Annotated in this window: 16 protein-coding genes and 1 riboswitch; of the genes, 5 read left to right on the top strand and 11 right to left on the bottom strand. The window is 57.6% G+C overall.

Features of this window, described 5'->3' with window-relative positions:
• Nucleotides 1-11 precede the first annotated feature (11 nt).
• From AD669_RS14115 to AD669_RS14090, 6 genes are all read right to left on the bottom strand, one after another.
• Complete coding sequence (locus tag AD669_RS14115) at nucleotides 12-1,205, bottom strand: GAF domain-containing sensor histidine kinase (RefSeq protein ID WP_053120767.1); 1,194 nt, start codon at nucleotides 1,203-1,205, stop codon at nucleotides 12-14.
• A gap of 116 nt (nucleotides 1,206-1,321) precedes the next feature.
• The gene (locus AD669_RS14110; protein WP_053120764.1) at nucleotides 1,322-3,499 is read right to left on the bottom strand and encodes a TonB-dependent siderophore receptor; all 2,178 of its coding nucleotides are present in this window, start codon (nucleotides 3,497-3,499) and stop codon (nucleotides 1,322-1,324) included.
• A 217-nt stretch (nucleotides 3,500-3,716) separates the two neighbouring features.
• Nucleotides 3,717-4,556 (bottom strand): glutathione-dependent disulfide-bond oxidoreductase, encoded by an 840-nt coding sequence (gene yghU / locus AD669_RS14105; RefSeq protein ID WP_053120762.1) that lies wholly within the window; start codon nucleotides 4,554-4,556, stop codon nucleotides 3,717-3,719.
• Nucleotides 4,557-5,250: 694 nt separating this feature from the next.
• Complete coding sequence (locus AD669_RS14100) at nucleotides 5,251-5,688, bottom strand: hypothetical protein (protein ID WP_053120760.1); 438 nt, start codon at nucleotides 5,686-5,688, stop codon at nucleotides 5,251-5,253.
• Between the two features lie 96 nt (nucleotides 5,689-5,784).
• Entirely contained in the window at nucleotides 5,785-6,201 is a 417-nt protein-coding gene (locus AD669_RS14095) for a GFA family protein (RefSeq protein ID WP_053120758.1), read from the bottom strand.
• Between the two features lie 89 nt (nucleotides 6,202-6,290).
• Nucleotides 6,291-7,217 carry a LysR family transcriptional regulator gene (locus AD669_RS14090; protein ID WP_053120756.1) on the bottom strand — a complete coding sequence of 309 codons (927 nt, stop codon included), beginning with the start codon at nucleotides 7,215-7,217 and terminating at the stop codon, nucleotides 6,291-6,293.
• A 125-nt stretch (nucleotides 7,218-7,342) separates the two neighbouring features.
• Between AD669_RS14090 and AD669_RS14085 the strand changes: the two genes are divergently transcribed.
• Nucleotides 7,343-7,618, top strand: coding sequence for a DUF2798 domain-containing protein (locus tag AD669_RS14085; protein ID WP_053120754.1), 276 nt, complete (start codon nucleotides 7,343-7,345; stop codon nucleotides 7,616-7,618).
• A gap of 3 nt (nucleotides 7,619-7,621) precedes the next feature.
• Here AD669_RS14085 and AD669_RS14080 read toward each other — a convergent pair whose 3' ends face one another.
• The gene (locus AD669_RS14080) at nucleotides 7,622-8,128 is read right to left on the bottom strand and encodes a cupin (protein ID WP_053120752.1); all 507 of its coding nucleotides are present in this window, start codon (nucleotides 8,126-8,128) and stop codon (nucleotides 7,622-7,624) included.
• A 228-nt stretch (nucleotides 8,129-8,356) separates the two neighbouring features.
• On the opposite strand from AD669_RS14080, the gene AD669_RS14075 reads away from it, so the two are divergent.
• Together AD669_RS14075 and AD669_RS14070 are read left to right on the top strand one after the other, a co-directional pair.
• On the top strand, nucleotides 8,357-10,144 hold the full coding sequence (locus AD669_RS14075; protein WP_053120751.1) for a thiamine pyrophosphate-requiring protein: 1,788 nt from the start codon (nucleotides 8,357-8,359) through the stop codon (nucleotides 10,142-10,144).
• A gap of 113 nt (nucleotides 10,145-10,257) precedes the next feature.
• Nucleotides 10,258-10,974 (top strand): DUF72 domain-containing protein, encoded by a 717-nt coding sequence (locus AD669_RS14070; RefSeq protein ID WP_053120749.1) that lies wholly within the window; start codon nucleotides 10,258-10,260, stop codon nucleotides 10,972-10,974.
• Between the two features lie 2 nt (nucleotides 10,975-10,976).
• Here the strand turns inward: AD669_RS14070 and mntP are convergent, their stop codons facing one another.
• Together mntP and AD669_RS28120 are read right to left on the bottom strand one after the other, a co-directional pair.
• Nucleotides 10,977-11,540, bottom strand: a complete 564-nt coding sequence (gene mntP / locus AD669_RS14065) for a manganese efflux pump MntP (RefSeq protein ID WP_053120748.1) — start codon at nucleotides 11,538-11,540, stop codon at nucleotides 10,977-10,979.
• Nucleotides 11,541-11,547: 7 nt separating this feature from the next.
• A riboswitch (yybP-ykoY riboswitch) is annotated at nucleotides 11,548-11,717 on the bottom strand.
• A gap of 153 nt (nucleotides 11,718-11,870) precedes the next feature.
• Nucleotides 11,871-13,012, bottom strand: a protein-coding gene (locus AD669_RS28120; protein ID WP_371262377.1) for an IS3 family transposase whose coding sequence is annotated in 2 segments (ribosomal slippage) — nucleotides 11,871-12,751 and nucleotides 12,751-13,012 — 1,143 coding nt in all. Because the reading frame shifts where the segments join, the coding sequence is not laid out codon by codon here.
• 228 nt (nucleotides 13,013-13,240) lie between these two features.
• Between AD669_RS28120 and AD669_RS14050 the strand changes: the two genes are divergently transcribed.
• Nucleotides 13,241-13,645, top strand: a complete 405-nt coding sequence (locus tag AD669_RS14050; protein WP_053120742.1) for a DUF1801 domain-containing protein — start codon at nucleotides 13,241-13,243, stop codon at nucleotides 13,643-13,645.
• A 48-nt stretch (nucleotides 13,646-13,693) separates the two neighbouring features.
• Here the strand turns inward: AD669_RS14050 and AD669_RS14045 are convergent, their stop codons facing one another.
• Both AD669_RS14045 and AD669_RS14040 read right to left on the bottom strand, forming a co-directional pair.
• Complete coding sequence (locus tag AD669_RS14045) at nucleotides 13,694-14,839, bottom strand: integrase core domain-containing protein (RefSeq protein WP_053120739.1); 1,146 nt, start codon at nucleotides 14,837-14,839, stop codon at nucleotides 13,694-13,696.
• Between the two features lie 259 nt (nucleotides 14,840-15,098).
• Complete coding sequence (locus AD669_RS14040; RefSeq protein ID WP_053120737.1) at nucleotides 15,099-15,317, bottom strand: hypothetical protein; 219 nt, start codon at nucleotides 15,315-15,317, stop codon at nucleotides 15,099-15,101.
• 115 nt (nucleotides 15,318-15,432) lie between these two features.
• On the opposite strand from AD669_RS14040, the gene AD669_RS14035 reads away from it, so the two are divergent.
• Nucleotides 15,433-15,789, top strand: a complete 357-nt coding sequence (locus AD669_RS14035; protein ID WP_082341445.1) for a lysozyme inhibitor LprI family protein — start codon at nucleotides 15,433-15,435, stop codon at nucleotides 15,787-15,789.
• The last annotated feature ends 78 nt before the right edge of the window (nucleotides 15,790-15,867 follow it).

Below are 15,867 nucleotides of genomic sequence, written 5' to 3'. Positions count from 1 at the left end.
GGGACGACGTCTCAAACCCACTTGAACTGAGCTGGGAACCGCGCGACAAAGCGTGTTCCCGACTCGGCGTCTGAAGTCACGCTCAACGTGCCGTTGTGCGCCGTGGCAATCTGCGCCGCGATATACAGCCCCAACCCCAAACCTTCTTTGCGATGGCCGGCTTCAGAACGGGAAAACGGTTCGAACAGCAGCGGCATCAATTGCGCCGAAATCGGCGTGCCCTGGTTGGTCAGCGAGATCACGATTTCATCGTTTTCCGCGTAGGCGTTCAAGACAATCGGCGCGTGAACCGAACCGTGAGTGGCCGCATTACCCAGAAGATTGGACAGTAACTGGCTGATGCGCAGCGCATCGCAATACACGCCGCTCGGCACGTTCAGCGTGTGCGTGAACGTCGCTCGCGGGTGTGACGCCTGCACTTCTTCAAGGGTCAGTTGCAGCGTCTGTTGCAGGTCATCGACCAGTTTGCGCTGGATCGGAATCCCGCCACCCAGCCGCCCACGGGCAAAGTCGAGGATGTTTTCAATCAGCACGCCCATGCGCAACGAGCTGTTGCGGATCGCCGAAATCAGATTCAGCGAACGTTTTTCCTCGGTCTTGGTTTCCAGCAGATCGGCACTCATGCGAATCGCGCTCAACGGCGTGCGCAGATCATGCCCAAGCACCGCGATGAACTGCTCGCGCAATCGGCCAAGTTCATTGGCATCGGCCAGTTCAACTTTGGTGGCCGCCAGATGACTTTGCGTGTCGAGGCTCATGGCGATCAACTGGGCGAACAGGGTCAGGGTTTTCGCGATGGCCGGTTCATCGAGATTGGCCGGGACTGAGTCGATGGCGCACAGCGTGCCGAAAAAATCGCCATTGGCTTTGACGATCGGAATGGAAATGTAGCTTTCCAGGCCATAGGTTATCGGCGTGTGGTGCGTGGAAAAGATCGGGTGGGTGCTGGCGTGACCGAAGATCACCGGTTGCTGGTGTTGGCGGATTTCGTGACAGATGGTTGACTCCAGCACCAACTCGCCACCCGGTTTCAGGCCGAAATCAATGGAATCGTCTACAGCGCAGGCCACCCAGTTGCGCTCAGTGACGCGGGCAACTGCCGCGAAGCGCATGCCAGTGAGGTGTTTGACCATGCTCAGAATTACCGGCACGGCGTCTATGCTGCTGATCGCGTCGATGTCAGCTGAGAATTGCGGGTCGGTCATGGCGGGCGCTTCGAAAAGATATCTGTCAAAGACTATCTCTTATTAGCCGACATGACTAATTGCTCCAGCGCAACAAATGCAACGGCGCCGAGAAAATCCCGGCGCCGTTGGTCGTTTTAGAACTTGTATTTGGCGGTCAGCATGTAGCTGCGCGGATCGCCGTAGTTGTCGTTGGAGCCCCACGTGGTGTTGGAGCCGATAGCGGAGTAGTAGACGCGGTCGAAGATGTTGTTGGCGTTAACTTGCAGATCGAGGTGCTGGTTGACTTCGTAACCGGCCATCAGGTCGGCGGTGGCATAGCTGCCCTGTTCGACGCGATAGGTGCCGTTGGCGACTGGCACGTCGTTGTACATGCGGCTCTGCCAGTAGACGCTGCCGCCGACGCGGAGTTTTTCCAGCGGGCCTTGCAAGCGATACATCGTCGAAACCTTGAACAGGTGCTCCGGCGTGTCGGTGTCGAACTGCTGATTATCGTTGGCCGGGTTTTCGTCTTTGATGTAGTGCGCGCGGGTGTAGGTGTAGCCGGCGCCCACTTGCCAGTTTTCGGTCAGCGCACCTTGCAATTCCATGTCGACGCCCTGGCTGCGAACCTTGCCCGAGGCCTGATAACAGGTCATGACCGGGCAACCCAACTGCGTTTCGGCGGTGGTGGCGCGGTTGGTCTGGTCGATCTGGAACACCGCCAGGCTGGCGTTGAGCGCACCGTTGAAGTATTCGCCCTTGATGCCGACTTCGTAGTTTTCGCCAACGATTGGATCGAGCACTTTGCCGGACAAGTCTTTCGACGATTGCGGGCTGAAGATGTCGGTGTAGCTGGCGTACAGCGAGTGATGATCGTCGAGTTTGTAGATCAGGCCGGCGTAGCGCGTCAGGTTGCGGGTGACTTTAAAGTCGCCATCGCCGCTGCGGTCATCGTAGTCGTACCAGTCGAGGCGACTGCCGAGGATCAGTGTCAGCGGGTCGGCGAGGCTCAGGCGCGTGGTCAGGTAAACCGCGTCCTGCGTGGTGACGGTGCGGGTTTTGCTGTCGCGCACGAAATCAGGTTTCGGCGCGCCGATCGGCCAGGCGGTGGTGTATGGGTCGTATTCTTTGGAGGTCGCATCGTAGACGCGATTGCTCGCACCGACGACCAGTTCGTGGGTGCGGCCAAAGGCTTCAAACGGGCCGCTGGCAAACGCATCGATCGATCTTTGTTTGTCGGTGTTGTGCGACTGGTAGGCGGTGGTTTCCAGCGGGCCGCTGTAGCGCGACAGATAGGTGCCGGAGAATTCGCCGTTCAGCGTCGAGGCGGAACCCGCGACGTGCAGGCGCCAATCGTTGTTGAAGCGGTGCTCGATATCGCCGAAAACGGTGTCGATCTGCAGCTTCTTGTTTTCCCAGTCGGTGCCGGGATAGGTCGAGCGGGGCAGGTCGAGGTGGTGTCCGTCGGTGCCCAGCGGCAAGCCGCCCCAGAAGTAGTTGGTCTGCTCGTTCTGACGCGAGAAGCCCAGGGATGCGGTGGTGCTGTCGCTCAGGTCGGCTTCACCGATGGCGTAGAACAAGCCGTGATCGTTTTGTTCTTTGTCGCGGAAACTGTCGGCGCCCTGATAGGAACCCACCACGCGGCCGCGCAATGTGCCGCTCTCGTTCAACGGGCTGGAGGCGTCGATCTCGCCGCGATAATCATCCCAACTGCCAGCGGCGCCGGTGAGGGTGACTTGCTGCTCGGCCGTCGGGCGTTTGCGCACCATGTTGATCGCGGCCGAAGGGTTGCCGGCGCCGGTGACGAGACCGGTGGCGCCGCGAATGATTTCCACGCGGTCGAACATCGCCAGATTCGGTTGCACGGCCATCGAGAACGGTTGGTACGAACTCGGCAGGCCGTCGTACATGATGTTGTCGATGTCAAAACCGCGCGAGCTGTAAGTCTGCCGGCCCGGGCCGCTGGACTGACTGAGGAACAACCCGGGCGTCGCTTTGACCACGTCGTTGACGCTGGTCATGGCCTGATCGTCCATGCGCTGGCGGGTGATGACGGTTACCGCTTGCGGTGTTTCGCGCATGGTCAGTGGCAATTTGGTCGCGGTCTGCATCGGGCCGGTGGTGTAGGAGCCCGAACCTTCGGTGGTGCTGCTCATTTGCGTGGCGCCGATTTCGGTGGCGCCGAGCTCCAGAACGGTTGCTGCTGTGTCATCTTTCGGCTTGGTTTCAGGCGTTTCATCCGCTGAAACGCTGGTGATGCTGGCCATGCAGATGGCGAGTGCCAACAGGTTAGGTGAACGGTTTGTACGACGGCTTTTGGTGTGAAACGACATCAATCTGCTTCCCCAAGTAATACAAAAACGAATCTGTTGCGACTGCGTGTAGGAATTATTCGCATTAGTCTGGCAGATCGAATCGCTCGAAGAAACCCGTACGAGTCAGTTAGTTAATGAAATTTTCACATTTGGCGCGTTTAAGAACACGGGGGGCTAAGCGGGGAGTCGCTGCCAATCAACGAACATTGTGATCGGCAGCGAGGGGGAGAGGGGGTCAGCTTAAATCTTCGGCTTGATGGCGCTCAGGCACCTGAGTTCCCTCATCTCCCCACGTGCGATTGACCCGCAGGCCACGAATCACCGCAGGACGATTGGCGATCTCTTCGGCCCAGCGCTGCACGTGGGTGTATTCCTGCGCCGCGAGAAACTCCGCCGCTGAATAAACGTTGTTGCGCACCAGTTGGCCGTACCACGGCCACACCGCGATGTCGGCGATGGTGTAACTGTCGCCGGCCAGATACGGGCTTTCCGCCAGACGCCGATCGAGCACGTCGAGCTGACGCTTGGCTTCCATGGTGAAGCGGTTGATCGGGTATTCGAGCTTCTCTGGCGCATAGGCGTAGAAATGGCCGAAGCCGCCGCCGAGATAGGGCGCTGCGCCCATTTGCCAGAACAGCCAGTTGAGCGTTTCGGTGCGCCCAGCCGGATCTTTGGGCAGGAAGGCGCCGAATTTCTCCGCGAGGTAGAGCAGGATTGAACCGGATTCGAACACGCGAGTCTGCGGCTCGGTGCTGTGATCGAGCAGGGCGGGGATTTTCGAGTTGGGGTTGATCTCGACGAAGCCGCTTGAGAATTGATCGCCCTCGTTGATGCGGATCAGCCAAGCGTCGTATTCGGCAGCGGTGTGCCCCAATGCCAGCAGCTCTTCGAGCAGGATAGTGACCTTGACGCCGTTGGGCGTGGCCAGCGAATAGAGCTGCAACGGATGCTTACCGACCGGCAGGGTTTTGTCGTGAGTCGGCCCGGCGGTTGGTCGATTGATGCTGGCGAACTGGCCGCCGGACGGTGCTTCGTGTTTCCAGACTTTGGGCGGAACGTAGGGCGACTTGCTCATGAAACAGACCTCGTCATCGATGAATGCACGAGGAGGAATATACCCAATCAAGGGTGATGCATGTAAAACCGGACTGCCTGCCACGCTGATGCTAACCGTGCCGCCGCCTTCGCGAGCAGGCTCGCTCCCACAGGGTTCTCGGCCGCACCCAAAATCTCGGTTACATCCCAAATCCTGTAGGAGCCGAGCTTGCTCGCGAAAGCGGTGTGTCAGGCGATGGAGAGGTTGTCTGTGCCGACGCCTTCGCGAGCAAGCTTTGCTCCTACAGATTTCTGTCGGACACAAAGGCCCGTGTACGCCCCAAATCAAATGTGGGAGCGAGCCTGCTCGCGAAAGCGGTGTGTCAGGCGATGGAGAGGTTGTCTGTGCCGACGCCTTCGCGAGCAAGCTTTGCTCCTACAGATATTCTGTCGAACACAAAGCCCGTGTACACCCAAATCAAATGTGGGAGCGAGCTTGCTCGCGAAAGCGGTGTGTCAGGCGATGGAGATGTTGTCTGCGCCGTCGCCATCGCGAGCGAGCTTTGCTCCTACAGATATTCTGTCGAACACAAAGCCCGTGTACACCCAACTCAAATGTGGGAGCAAGCTTTGCTCCTACAGATTTCTGTCGAACACAAAGCCCGGGCACACCCCAAATCAAATGTGGGAGCGAGCCTGCTCGCGAAAGCAATCTGTCAGACGCTGAGATCTGATTACTGGCGGATATCCCCGCAGAAAATATCGACATTCCCATCATTCGCGGCCGTGCGCACCACCACGTAATACTCACCGGCCAGCAACGTCGACAACGGCACCGGCGCGCTTCTTGAGAAGGCCCAACCACGCACCGGTTGGCGTTCGGTATTGACCTTGTCGTTCATCGCATACGCCACGGGCCCGGGCTGTGCGCAGCTGCCGTTGTTGACGAAGGTGTACAGGCGCAAGGGCAGGGAAGCCCCGTTGGGTGCGCCGCTGATGAAGAAGCTGAAACCGGTGTCCTTGCCCCAGTCGGCGAGCGTGACGTTGCCGATCTGCCCGCTGTTTTGGCGAGTGGCGGTGAGCGTCACGTTTGCGCCGGGCTTGGATTCAGAGGCGCAACCGAACAGGCTGGCGACTACCAACAGTGCGGTGAGTGAATGACTGAATTTCATGGCTGGCCTCCGTTAATGAAGAACTGCAACCACTCAGTTAAGCAGATCGTCGGGCGTCTGAAATCGTCGCATCACCCCGACCACCGTTTACCCTCTTCACGCGCGGCTCTTCGGCCGTTGATCCGCCATCTCGTACCACGACGCCTTAGACGTCAGCTCGACGTGCTTCTGATTGTCCGAGGTGAAGTGCGTATCCAGCGTGCCCAGTGCCACCGAAACCCACTCGGCAAATTCACCCTGTGCCCGCGACCAGAACATCGACGAGCCGCAGTGCGAGCAGAACTGGCGCACCACCGATTCTGAAGACTGGTAGGACTTGAGGTCTTCACCGCCCTGCAACAGTTCCAGGTTGCCGCGCATCACACTGCCGTAGCTGGCAAATGCTGCGCCGTGGCTTTTGCGGCATTGGCTGCAATGGCAGTGCGAAAGCGCTTTTGGCCGTGAGCGGATCTGGTATTTGACGGTCCCGCAGAGGCAACTGCCGCGGAAGGTTTGGGGTGAAGGTGTGAGCATTATTGTTTTGGTTCTCCATGAAGGATGTACAGCGATCACCGAGGCGCGACTGTGCCTGATTCCGCGCGTTTGGGCGAGTTCGACTTGTATCAAAAATCCATCGGCCAGTGCTGTTTCAGGTGCTCGGTCAAATACTCGATAAACGCTCTGACTTTGGCCGTCATCGCCGCGCGCTCCTGCACGCAGGCGAAAATCTCCATGGGCTCGACAACCGCATGAGTTGCGTCGTCGCGTTGTGCAAACAACGGCAGCAGCTGGCCGTTTTGCAGATACGGCGCCGCGACGAACTCCGCCAGTCGGGTGATGCCGGCGCCGTGGATTGCCATTTGCGTCAGCGCGTCGATGTCGTCGCTGATCGCGGTCGCGGTGATATCGGCATCGTAACGCTGGCCATCGCGGATAAAACTCCAGCGCAGAAAGCGCCCGTCCAGTGGATACCGAAACGCCAGGCACGCATGGTTTTGCAGATCGTCAGGCGATTGCGGCCAACCGGCGCGCTGCAAATAGGCCGGCGCGGCGCACATGATGAAGGGCAACGAAACGATCTTGCGTGCGACGATGCCGTCCTCCAGTTGCGGCTTGATCCGCAAGCTCAGATCGATGCCGTCCTGGATGTGATTGATCTTGCCGTCGGTGGTCGACAATTCGATCAGCAGGCGCGGATGTTGCGCGGCGAAACCGGCAATCAGCGGCGCCAGCACATGCCGGCCGAACGCCGAGGTCGAGGCGATGCTCAAGCGACCTTGCAGTTCGCTGTCTTCGCGATTGATCGAACTTTGCGCGGACTCCAGATCCTCCGCAATTCGCTTGACCTTTTCGTAATACACCGCGCCGTTTTCGGTGAGTGCCATGCGCCGGGTAGTGCGTTGCAGCAGTCGCACACCGAGGTGTGTTTCCAGGCGATTAATGGTCTGGCTGACCGCTGCGGCACTGACGCCCAACGCCTTGGCGGCGCCGACGATAGAGCCGGATTCCACCACTTTGATAAAACTGGCAATCGCCGCTAACAGATTCATCGATGGCCTGCCGGAAGGGATTGATTCGTAAGTTCTGCTTTATAAAGCACCTGCATTTGGCCGTCTAGTTGAGGGGCCAGGGCTTTGCTAACGTGCCCGCTCCCTGTCAATGGATGGAAAGCCCTATGAATCAACGAAGCAGTGCTGAAGCCGTTTATGTCCGTCGCCGCAGGCTCTCGGCGCGAGCGACACCGTATGTGTTTGCGTTGTACATGGCGACGATCATGGCTTTTCTGATGTCGCTGGTGATTACCGCCGCCAATTCAGGCATTGATAACGACTACCTGAGTAATGCGCTGCACGCCTACAAGCTGGCGATGCCGGTGGCGTTTCTGTGCATCCTCGTGGTGCGGCCGATCGTGATCAAACTGGTTTCGATGACGGTGCATCCGCATCGTTGACCGTTACTTCGACCACTGCTGGCTGACCGCGCCGTGCAATCCCTGCACCGGATCCGTTTGCGGAAACGGTAGATTCTTGATCTTCTCCAACTGCTGCGAAGTCGGCGCCTCGCGGCAGATATCGGCATGCTGCCCGGGCGGATAAGCGCCGACCACGAGGAAGTCATCGCTTGATTCCAGGTTGCAATGGCCGATGCCGGCGGGCAACAGCACCACGTCACCAGCGCTGACTTCAACGGCATGTCCGTTGGGCCCGCCGAGCATCAATCGCGCATGGCCAACGGCAACCCCGAGCACTTCATGGCCCTCGGTGTGATAGTGGTGATAATCGTAAATCCCGTAGCGCCATTGCGGTGGCCAGCCATTGGCGTTGAAAGTTTGCTCGAACAGCGTGGCAGGGTCGTTGCCTTCGATGGCAATCGCCTGGCGGTAGATTAAAACCGCCAAGCGCGGGTTGTTCGGTACCCAGTCGTTGGGTTGGAGCAGCAGGGATTGTGGGGGCGTTTGCATGCTGTGTTCCTCTGCCGAAATTTTGTGTGAATGGCTCTGGCCTCTTCGCGAGCAAGCCCGCTCCCACTTTGCAATGCATTGCAAATGTGGCAGCGGGCTTGCTCGCGAATGGCCTGCGGGCTCAATGGTTGGATCGTAAACGAGAAACCGTTTCAAGGTAATCAATCGAAACTTCGCCATCCGCCCAACTGTCCAGACCCTTACACCGGCGAAAAGACGAGGATCGAGATGACAACGACAGTAGGCGATTTTCTGGTTGAGCGGCTCAGCCAATGGGGCGTCACGCGGATTTTTGGTTATCCGGGCGACGGCATCAATGGCGTGTTCGGCGCGCTCGATCGAGCTAAAGGCAAGATTGAATTTGTGCAGGCGCGGCATGAGGAAATGGCCGCGTTCATGGCCTCGGCCCACGCGAAATTCACTGGCGAGCTGGGCGTATGCATTGCCACGTCCGGCCCCGGGGCTTCGCATTTGATCACCGGGCTTTACGACGCGAGGATGGATCACATGCCGGTGCTGGCCATCGTTGGGCAGCAGGCGCGCACGGCGTTGGGCAGTCACTATCAGCAAGAGCTGGATCTGGTGTCGATGTTCAAGGACGTCGCCGGCGCGTTTGTGCAGCAGGCCTCGGCGCCTTCGCAGGTACGGCATTTGCTCGACCGCGCGGTGCGTACGGCGGTTGGCGAACGTCGGGTGACCGCGCTGATCCTGCCCAATGATTTGCAGGATCTCGAATATCAGGCACCGGCCCGCGCGCACGGCACCGCGCATTCCGGCGTCGGTTACACCAAGCCGAAAGTGCTGCCCTATAACGAAGATTTGAAGCGTGCGGCAGACGTTTTGAACGCAGGCGAGAAGGTCGCGATTCTGGTCGGCGCCGGCGCTTTGCAGGCAACGGATGAAGTGATCGCCATCGCCGAAAAACTTGGTGCCGGCGTGGCCAAGGCGCTGCTTGGCAAAGCGGTGCTTCCGGATGATTTGCCGTGGGTGACCGGCAGCATCGGCCTGCTTGGCACCGAGCCGAGTTACAAGTTGATGACCGAGTGCGACACCTTGCTGATGATCGGTTCGGGCTTCCCGTATTCGGAGTTTTTGCCTAAAGAAGGTCAGGCGCGTGGTGTGCAGATCGATCTGCAGCCCGACATGCTCAGCCTGCGTTATCCGATGGAGGTCAATCTGGTCGGCGACGCAGCGGAAACCCTCGCGGCGTTGTTGCCGTTGCTCGAACAAAAAACCTCGGGCAAGTGGCGCAAGAAAGTCGAAGGCTGGCGCGGTAGCTGGGAGAAAACCCTGGAAAAACGCGCGATGGCCAAGGCCAAACCGATCAATCCGCAACGGGTGGTTTATGAGCTGTCACCGCGAGTTCCGGATGAAGCGATCATCACCAGCGACTCCGGTTCGTGCGCCAATTGGTTCGCCCGTGACCTGAAAATTCGTCGCGGCATGATGTGTTCGTTGTCCGGCGGGTTGGCCTCGATGGGCGCTGCTGTGCCTTATGCGATTGCGGCTAAATTCGCCTATCCCGAACGCTCGGTGATTGCTCTGGTGGGCGACGGTGCGATGCAGATGAACAACATGGCCGAGCTGATCACCGTTGCCAAATACTGGCGGCAGTGGAAGAGCCCGAAATGGATCTGCGCGGTGTTCAACAACGAAGATCTCAATCAGGTGACGTGGGAGCAGCGAGTGATGGAGGGCGATCCGAAGTTCGAGGCGTCGCAGAACATTCCCGATGTGCCGTATCACTTGTTCGCGATTTCCATCGGCCTGAAAGGCATTTTCGTTGATCGCGAAGAGGACGTAGCGGGCGCATGGGAACAGGCTTTGTCTTCCGATGTGCCGGTGCTGATCGAGTTCAAGACCGACCCGAACGTGGCGCCGCTGCCGCCGCACATCAAGCTCGAACAAGCGAAGAAATTCGCCACGACGTTGCTCAAGGGCGATCCGGACGAGGCGGGGATTCTGGTGCAAACCGCCAAGCAGGTTTTGAGCTCAGTTCTCCCCAGCAAAAAATAATGTCCCCCTGTAGGAGCTGCCGAAGGCTGCGATCTTTTGACGTTGTTTGTAAGATCAAAAGATCGCAGCCTGCGGCAGCTCCTACATGGGAGTGTCGTGGTAGGAGGTGATGTTTGATTTTCATTGGGTGTGCCGGCTGGAGTCTTGGGCGTGAACACTGGCCGGCATTTCCGGAGGAGGGCACGCATTTGCAACGCTATGCGGCGCGGCTCAACTGTGTGGAGATCAACAGCTCGTTTTACCGCCCACATCGCCGCTCAACCTATGACCGTTGGGCGGATTCGGTGCCGGAAGGTTTTCGCTTTTCGGTAAAAATGCCCAAGCAGATCAGCCATGAACGTCGATTGGTGGCTTGCGACGAAGCGCTCGAGGAATTCCTGGCGCAGTGCAGCGGTTTGGCTGATCGATTGGGCTGTTTGTTGCTGCAATTGCCGCCGTCACTGGCATTTGATGCGGTCAGTGCCGAAGCGTTTTTCAGTGCGTTGCGCCAGCGTTTCGACGGCGACGTGGTGCTGGAGCCGCGTCATGAGTCGTGGATGGCTGCCGAATCATTGTTGATCGCTTACCGGATCGCTCAGGCTGTGGTCGATCCGTCGCGCATCAGCAGTGATTCTTACGCGGTTGGCTGGCAAGGGACGCGGTATTGGCGCCTGCACGGTTCGCCGCGCATTTACCACAGTGCCTACGATGACTCCTATTTAGAGAGCCTCGCTAGCGTATTGCAGGCCGCCGATGCGCATGGCGCGACGACCTGGTGCATTTTCGACAACACCGCCAGCGGGGCGGCGCCAGGCAACGCGTTGGCACTGACGGCGCTGTCTGACGGCTAATCTCAGACCGCGAGATGCTCATACAAAATCGTCGCACCGACGATCATCAGCACCACACCGCCAACGATTTCAGCTCTTTTGCCAACCATAGAGCCCAACACCCGGCCGAGCATGACGCCGATGGTCACCATGGTCATGGTCGCCAGACCGATCGCCGCCGCAGCCACCCAGATGTTCACGTCGACAAACGCCAGGCCAACGCCCACGGCGAGGGCGTCGATGCTGGTGGCAAACGCGGTGACGGCGAGGATCAGGAAGGAATGCGAACCCGGTTTTTCTTCTTCCTCTTCTTCATGCTTCAGACCGTTGTAGATCATGTGCAGGCCAAGAACCACCAGCAAGGTGAAGGCGATCCAGTGATCCCATTCGGCAACCCATTGGCTCGCGGCCTGGCCGATCAGCCAGCCGATAATGGGGGTGATGGCTTCGATCACGCCGAAGATCAGACCGGTGCGCAGGGCTTCCGTGAGACGCGGTTTATGCAGGCTGGAGCCCTTGCCGATGGCGGCTGCAAACGCATCCGTGGACATGGCCAGGGCAAGGAAAATGAGGGAAACAGGATTCACGGGAATACTTCCAGTCGGGCTATGAGTCAACGACACAACCACACGCCCGACTTTAGGCATGGATGTGTCGTCGGTCTCACCAACCAAAAGGTGTTCGCACCACGGCATGTTGCCGAGAATGTTGATACGAACGCTTCCGCAGTGCACGGAAACAGGCTACTCCCCAACGAGGTGCGGGATCATAGGCGGGGGAGTATGAAAATTTCGTTAAAACCGCCGCTCAAGCTGATATTTACCCTGTGGTGAGGGGATTTATCCCCGATGGAGCGCAGCGCTCCCGGTGATCTGGTCAAACGATACTGGACACGGTTATAGGGTTTAGGTCATTTCTCATGCTGCCAAGGCTTCCATTGCTACCGGAGTCCGATATCCGTTGTGACTGTGCAGCCTGATCCGATTGTAATAATGGGTCAGGTAACGCAACACATCGGTACTGGCCTCATCTTCGTTTCGGTAGCCAGTCTTGGGTATCCATTCAGATTTCAAACTGCCAAAGAAACGCTCCATCGGGGCGTTATCCCAGCAATTTCCTCGTCGACTCATGCTTTGTTTTATACGCAGGTCCGCCAGCGTTTCACGAAACACTTTACTGCTGTAATGACAGCCCTGATCCGAATGGAACATTAGGTTTTCAGGGCGTCCTCGCGACTCGAAAGCCATCTTTAACGCTCGACAGGTCAGAGCGGAATCCGGACTTCTGGACATCGCCCAGCCGACGATGCGGCGGGCATGCAGATCAAGCACAGCAGCCAGATAAACCCAGTAAGTACCGGCCCAAATGTAAGTCACGTCGCCACACCACACCCGATTGGGGGCGTCGACATTGAATTTACGCTCCAAATGATTGGGGGCGTATTGCGCCTCCCCACCGCTGGGTTTGTAACGATGCCTGCGCCGTTGCTGGCTCTTCAGCCCGAGTTCACGCATTAGGCTGCGAGCCATGTAACGACCTACAGACTCTTTTTCGTTACACAACGCTTTTGACAGGCTGCGCGCGCCCATTGATCCGCGACTTTGCTCATGTAATTCAACAGCATTGATCTTTAGGCGATCGCGCTCGACATCCACTTTTGCATGCTGCTTCAGACGCTCGTAATAACTGCTGCGATTGATTCCAAATACGCCGCACAACTCAGATATTGAATATTGCTCGCTTAACTCCTCGACCAGCCTTACCGATCGAGGGAATCCGACATCAAGAGAGCTGTAGCCTTTTTTAAAATTTCTTTCTCGCGCTCAATCCGTCGAATTGTTGCTTCCAGTTCCTGGATGCGTTGTTGGTCAACGGTCATGGCCTTGGACTTCTCAGGCGTCTTGCCGCTGCGCTCCGTACGCAGTTGCTCAACCCAGCGGCGCAGAGCTGTAGGGCCCACGCCCATTGCTTCGCAGGCTTCACTCACCGAATAGTCTTTATCCAAAACCAGGCACGCTGCATCCCGTTTGAAATCTGTCGAAAAATATCGTCTGGTCAAATCACACCTCGTCGTTGGGCGTAGATTAACGCCCTTTAGGGGTGTCCAGAATCATTAAGCCTGATCACGGCTTTTAAAATCGGGGCCGCTGCGCGCCCCATCGGGGATAAATCCCCTCGCCACAGTTCAGCCTTCACCAGCGTTTCGCTGTTACTTGTGTGGGGTGAAATTGGCGAGGGCAAAGTGTGACGTCTAAAGTTCTTTCTCCAAAATCTCGGGAGAGCCGTGATGAAGAAAGACAAGCCAGAAGAGGGCGCAGAGGCAGCGTCGGTGCTGATCAATCAGCGTATCCAGGTTCTGAACGATTGGCGCGGCGAAACCCTGGCGAAGGTTCGCGCGATCATGCACAAGGCTGATCCGGACGTGGTCGAAGCGTGGAAATGGCGCGGTGTGCCGACTTGGTATCACGACGGGATTATCTGTACGGGTGAAACCTATAAAGCGGCGGTGAAAATGACCTTCGCCAAAGGCGCTGCGCTGGAAGATCCGACGGGTTTGTTCAATGCCAGCCTGGAAGGGAATGTGCGGCGCGCGATTGATATTCACGAGGGTGATGAGCTTGATGAAAAAGGGTTGATGGCGTTGATTCGGGCGGCTGTGAAGCTGAATACGACGAAAAAGCCCTCACTGTAGAGACCGGTACATCCTTTACAAATTAGACCGGGGACATCGTTTACACCTTTACAGGCTTGAAACGCGTTTGGCGCCCCTTTCAAGCCTGCCTAAACAGTGGCTGCAAAGGTACAGTTCCCAAGCATCATCAGCCACCTCCTTCAGCGCGATGTCCTCTCCAATCAGAGCCTCTCCTAGAAAAATCAGCTGTCCTTTCCATTTAATTTCCCCATTTGACCGAACCTTGCGCACTTCAACATCGGAACCATATTCAAGCGCAGGCAAGTAACCGGGATAAGCGCGTATCGACGGGCTATAGACAGATGCCGGTGGTTTCATGCCCAGCGCGGTATGCGGTCGGTGGTGGTTGAAGTCTTGGATGAAATCCTGAAAAGCCAGCTGCTGGCGCACCAGGTTTTCCGCCGGTGGCACTGCTGCCTTTAACGTTCGATGCATCCGTTCATGTCGACCATTTTGGTCGGGACGGCCTGGCGTAATCGTTTCAACATGGATTCCAAGCCTGATAAACCAAACCGATAACTTCGAAAGTCGCGCCAGACCTGTCGATGCGAAAGGAGCGCCATTGTCAGTGCGGATCACATCCGGCAGCCCATATTCTCGAAAAGCCCACTCGAAGCCTTCCCGCGTCGGCGCTCCGTGCGTACTGGGCAAAGCGCGACAGACGAATAAAAAGCGGCTCATCTGATCGGTTATGGTCAGCGGATAGCACCAATTACCGTCCTGCATTTTGAACTGCCCTTTGTAATCAGCACACCAAGTCTGGTTGGGCGCGTCGACCGGACGCAAATGTGTTGGAGCACGGGGACGCGGGGGATAGGGCCGTCGCGCCACCACCAAACCAGCTTTCTTCAGCCACTCCCCGGCGGTACTCGCCGCCGGCCATTGGATATGCGAATCGGAAACGCGCAGGCGATCAATGATCTGTTTGGGTCCCCGATCGGGATGTTCGTTTTTCTTGGCCAGCAACTTGGCGATGATTTCGTCGGGCGTTTGATGAGGACAGTTCAACGGCTTGCGCGATTGCTCTTTCAAGCCATCTACGCCCAACGCTGCGTATCGTTCCAGCCACTTGTCGATGGTCGGACGGCTGACGCCATAGCGCCGGCTTAATTGGCTCTTGGTGTAACTGCCGCCAAGCCAGTCGCTGACTAACTTCACTCGTTGATCCATTGGGGACTCTTGATTCCAGGGCATGGTCAGCACCTCCTGACCATGATTGATACCTGTAAACCATGTCCCCGGTCTCAAACGTAAAGGATGTACCCGGTCTTTACCCACCCTAACCCTCTCCCGGAGGGAGAGGGGACTGACCGAGCTGCTGGATCAAGTTGCGCCGACATGAAATATCGAGCAGAACTCGGGTTTTGAAGGGCATAGAGTTCGGCTCCCTTTCCCCCTCTACCCCTTGGGGGAGAGGCTGGGGTGAGGGGGTAAATCTCGCAGACAACCCACCTCAGTTGCCATCCCCCACTTTGCGCTCTATCTCATCGACCTTGCGCTGCAGCGTCTCGGCATCCTGCTCTTTCACTCGGGTAGACGAAGGCGTAATCACCTCATCCACACCTTTGGTGTCGTCATCGTGGTCTTCAAGATCACGCTCAACCACGTTCACCGGTTTGCCGGATGTGTCGGTAGGCGGGGCGTTCGGGGTTTTGTCGTCGTTGCTGTTCATGGTGGTGACCTCCAGTGGTGTAAACATTGGAGGCGGTGGTTTGGCAGGCGTTCAGAAACTTTGCGCTCATGCATTAGCCCAAGAGGGATCAATCGCTGTCTGGATGACCCAACCTATGCGCAACAAAACTCTACTTTCAACCTTGTTCGGCTTGTCTGCCCTGATCATCGGCCATGCTGCACACGCCGCCAGTTTCGACTGCGACCGCGCCAAGGCTGCTGATGAAAAAGCGGTGTGCGCCAACCGTGCGCTCAACGACATGGACGTGAGCATGGCGCTGCTCTACAAACTGGATCGCCGGTTTCTGCCGATGGGCGGCCGTGGTGCCTTGATTGACGAGCAACAGGCGTGGCTGAAAACCCGTGGCAAATGCGCCGCTGATGTGAAATGCCTCACCGACGTTTATCAGCAGCGAATTCAAGCATTGCAGCAGATCATCGACACCCGCGTGGTCACCCAAGGCCCGTTCTGACACCGCAACACTCCTGTAGGAGCTGCCGCAGGCTGCGATCTTTTGACCTTAAAAAACACAATCAAAAGATCGCAGCCT

Origin of the sequence: Pseudomonas sp. P1.31, from assembly GCF_001269815.1 — a bacterium.
GTDB classification, from domain to species: domain Bacteria; phylum Pseudomonadota; class Gammaproteobacteria; order Pseudomonadales; family Pseudomonadaceae; genus Aquipseudomonas; species Aquipseudomonas rustica.
Note: the sequence above shows the minus strand (reverse complement) of the source record. Positions and strands in the feature narration are given on the sequence as shown.

Bases quoted from the DNA above. Each gene is read 5' to 3' on its own strand.
- AD669_RS14045 (WP_053120739.1), bottom strand. From the start codon at position 14,839: ATGCCCTGGAATCAAGAGTCCCCAATGGATCAACGAGTGAAGTTAGTC.
- AD669_RS14050 (WP_053120742.1), top strand. From the start codon at position 13,241: ATGAAGAAAGACAAGCCAGAAGAGGGCGCAGAGGCAGCGTCGGTGCTG.
- AD669_RS14080 (WP_053120752.1), bottom strand. From the start codon at position 8,128: ATGCAAACGCCCCCACAATCCCTGCTGCTCCAACCCAACGACTGGGTA.
- AD669_RS14095 (WP_053120758.1), bottom strand. From the start codon at position 6,201: ATGCTCACACCTTCACCCCAAACCTTCCGCGGCAGTTGCCTCTGCGGG.
- yghU (WP_053120762.1), bottom strand. From the start codon at position 4,556: ATGAGCAAGTCGCCCTACGTTCCGCCCAAAGTCTGGAAACACGAAGCA.
- AD669_RS14075 (WP_053120751.1), top strand. From the start codon at position 8,357: ATGACAACGACAGTAGGCGATTTTCTGGTTGAGCGGCTCAGCCAATGG.
- AD669_RS14115 (WP_053120767.1), bottom strand. From the start codon at position 1,205: ATGACCGACCCGCAATTCTCAGCTGACATCGACGCGATCAGCAGCATA.
- AD669_RS14100 (WP_053120760.1), bottom strand. From the start codon at position 5,688: ATGAAATTCAGTCATTCACTCACCGCACTGTTGGTAGTCGCCAGCCTG.
- AD669_RS14035 (WP_082341445.1), top strand. From the start codon at position 15,433: ATGCGCAACAAAACTCTACTTTCAACCTTGTTCGGCTTGTCTGCCCTG.
- AD669_RS14090 (WP_053120756.1), bottom strand. From the start codon at position 7,217: ATGAATCTGTTAGCGGCGATTGCCAGTTTTATCAAAGTGGTGGAATCC.
- AD669_RS14085 (WP_053120754.1), top strand. From the start codon at position 7,343: ATGAATCAACGAAGCAGTGCTGAAGCCGTTTATGTCCGTCGCCGCAGG.
- AD669_RS14110 (WP_053120764.1), bottom strand. From the start codon at position 3,499: ATGTCGTTTCACACCAAAAGCCGTCGTACAAACCGTTCACCTAACCTG.
- AD669_RS14040 (WP_053120737.1), bottom strand. From the start codon at position 15,317: ATGAACAGCAACGACGACAAAACCCCGAACGCCCCGCCTACCGACACA.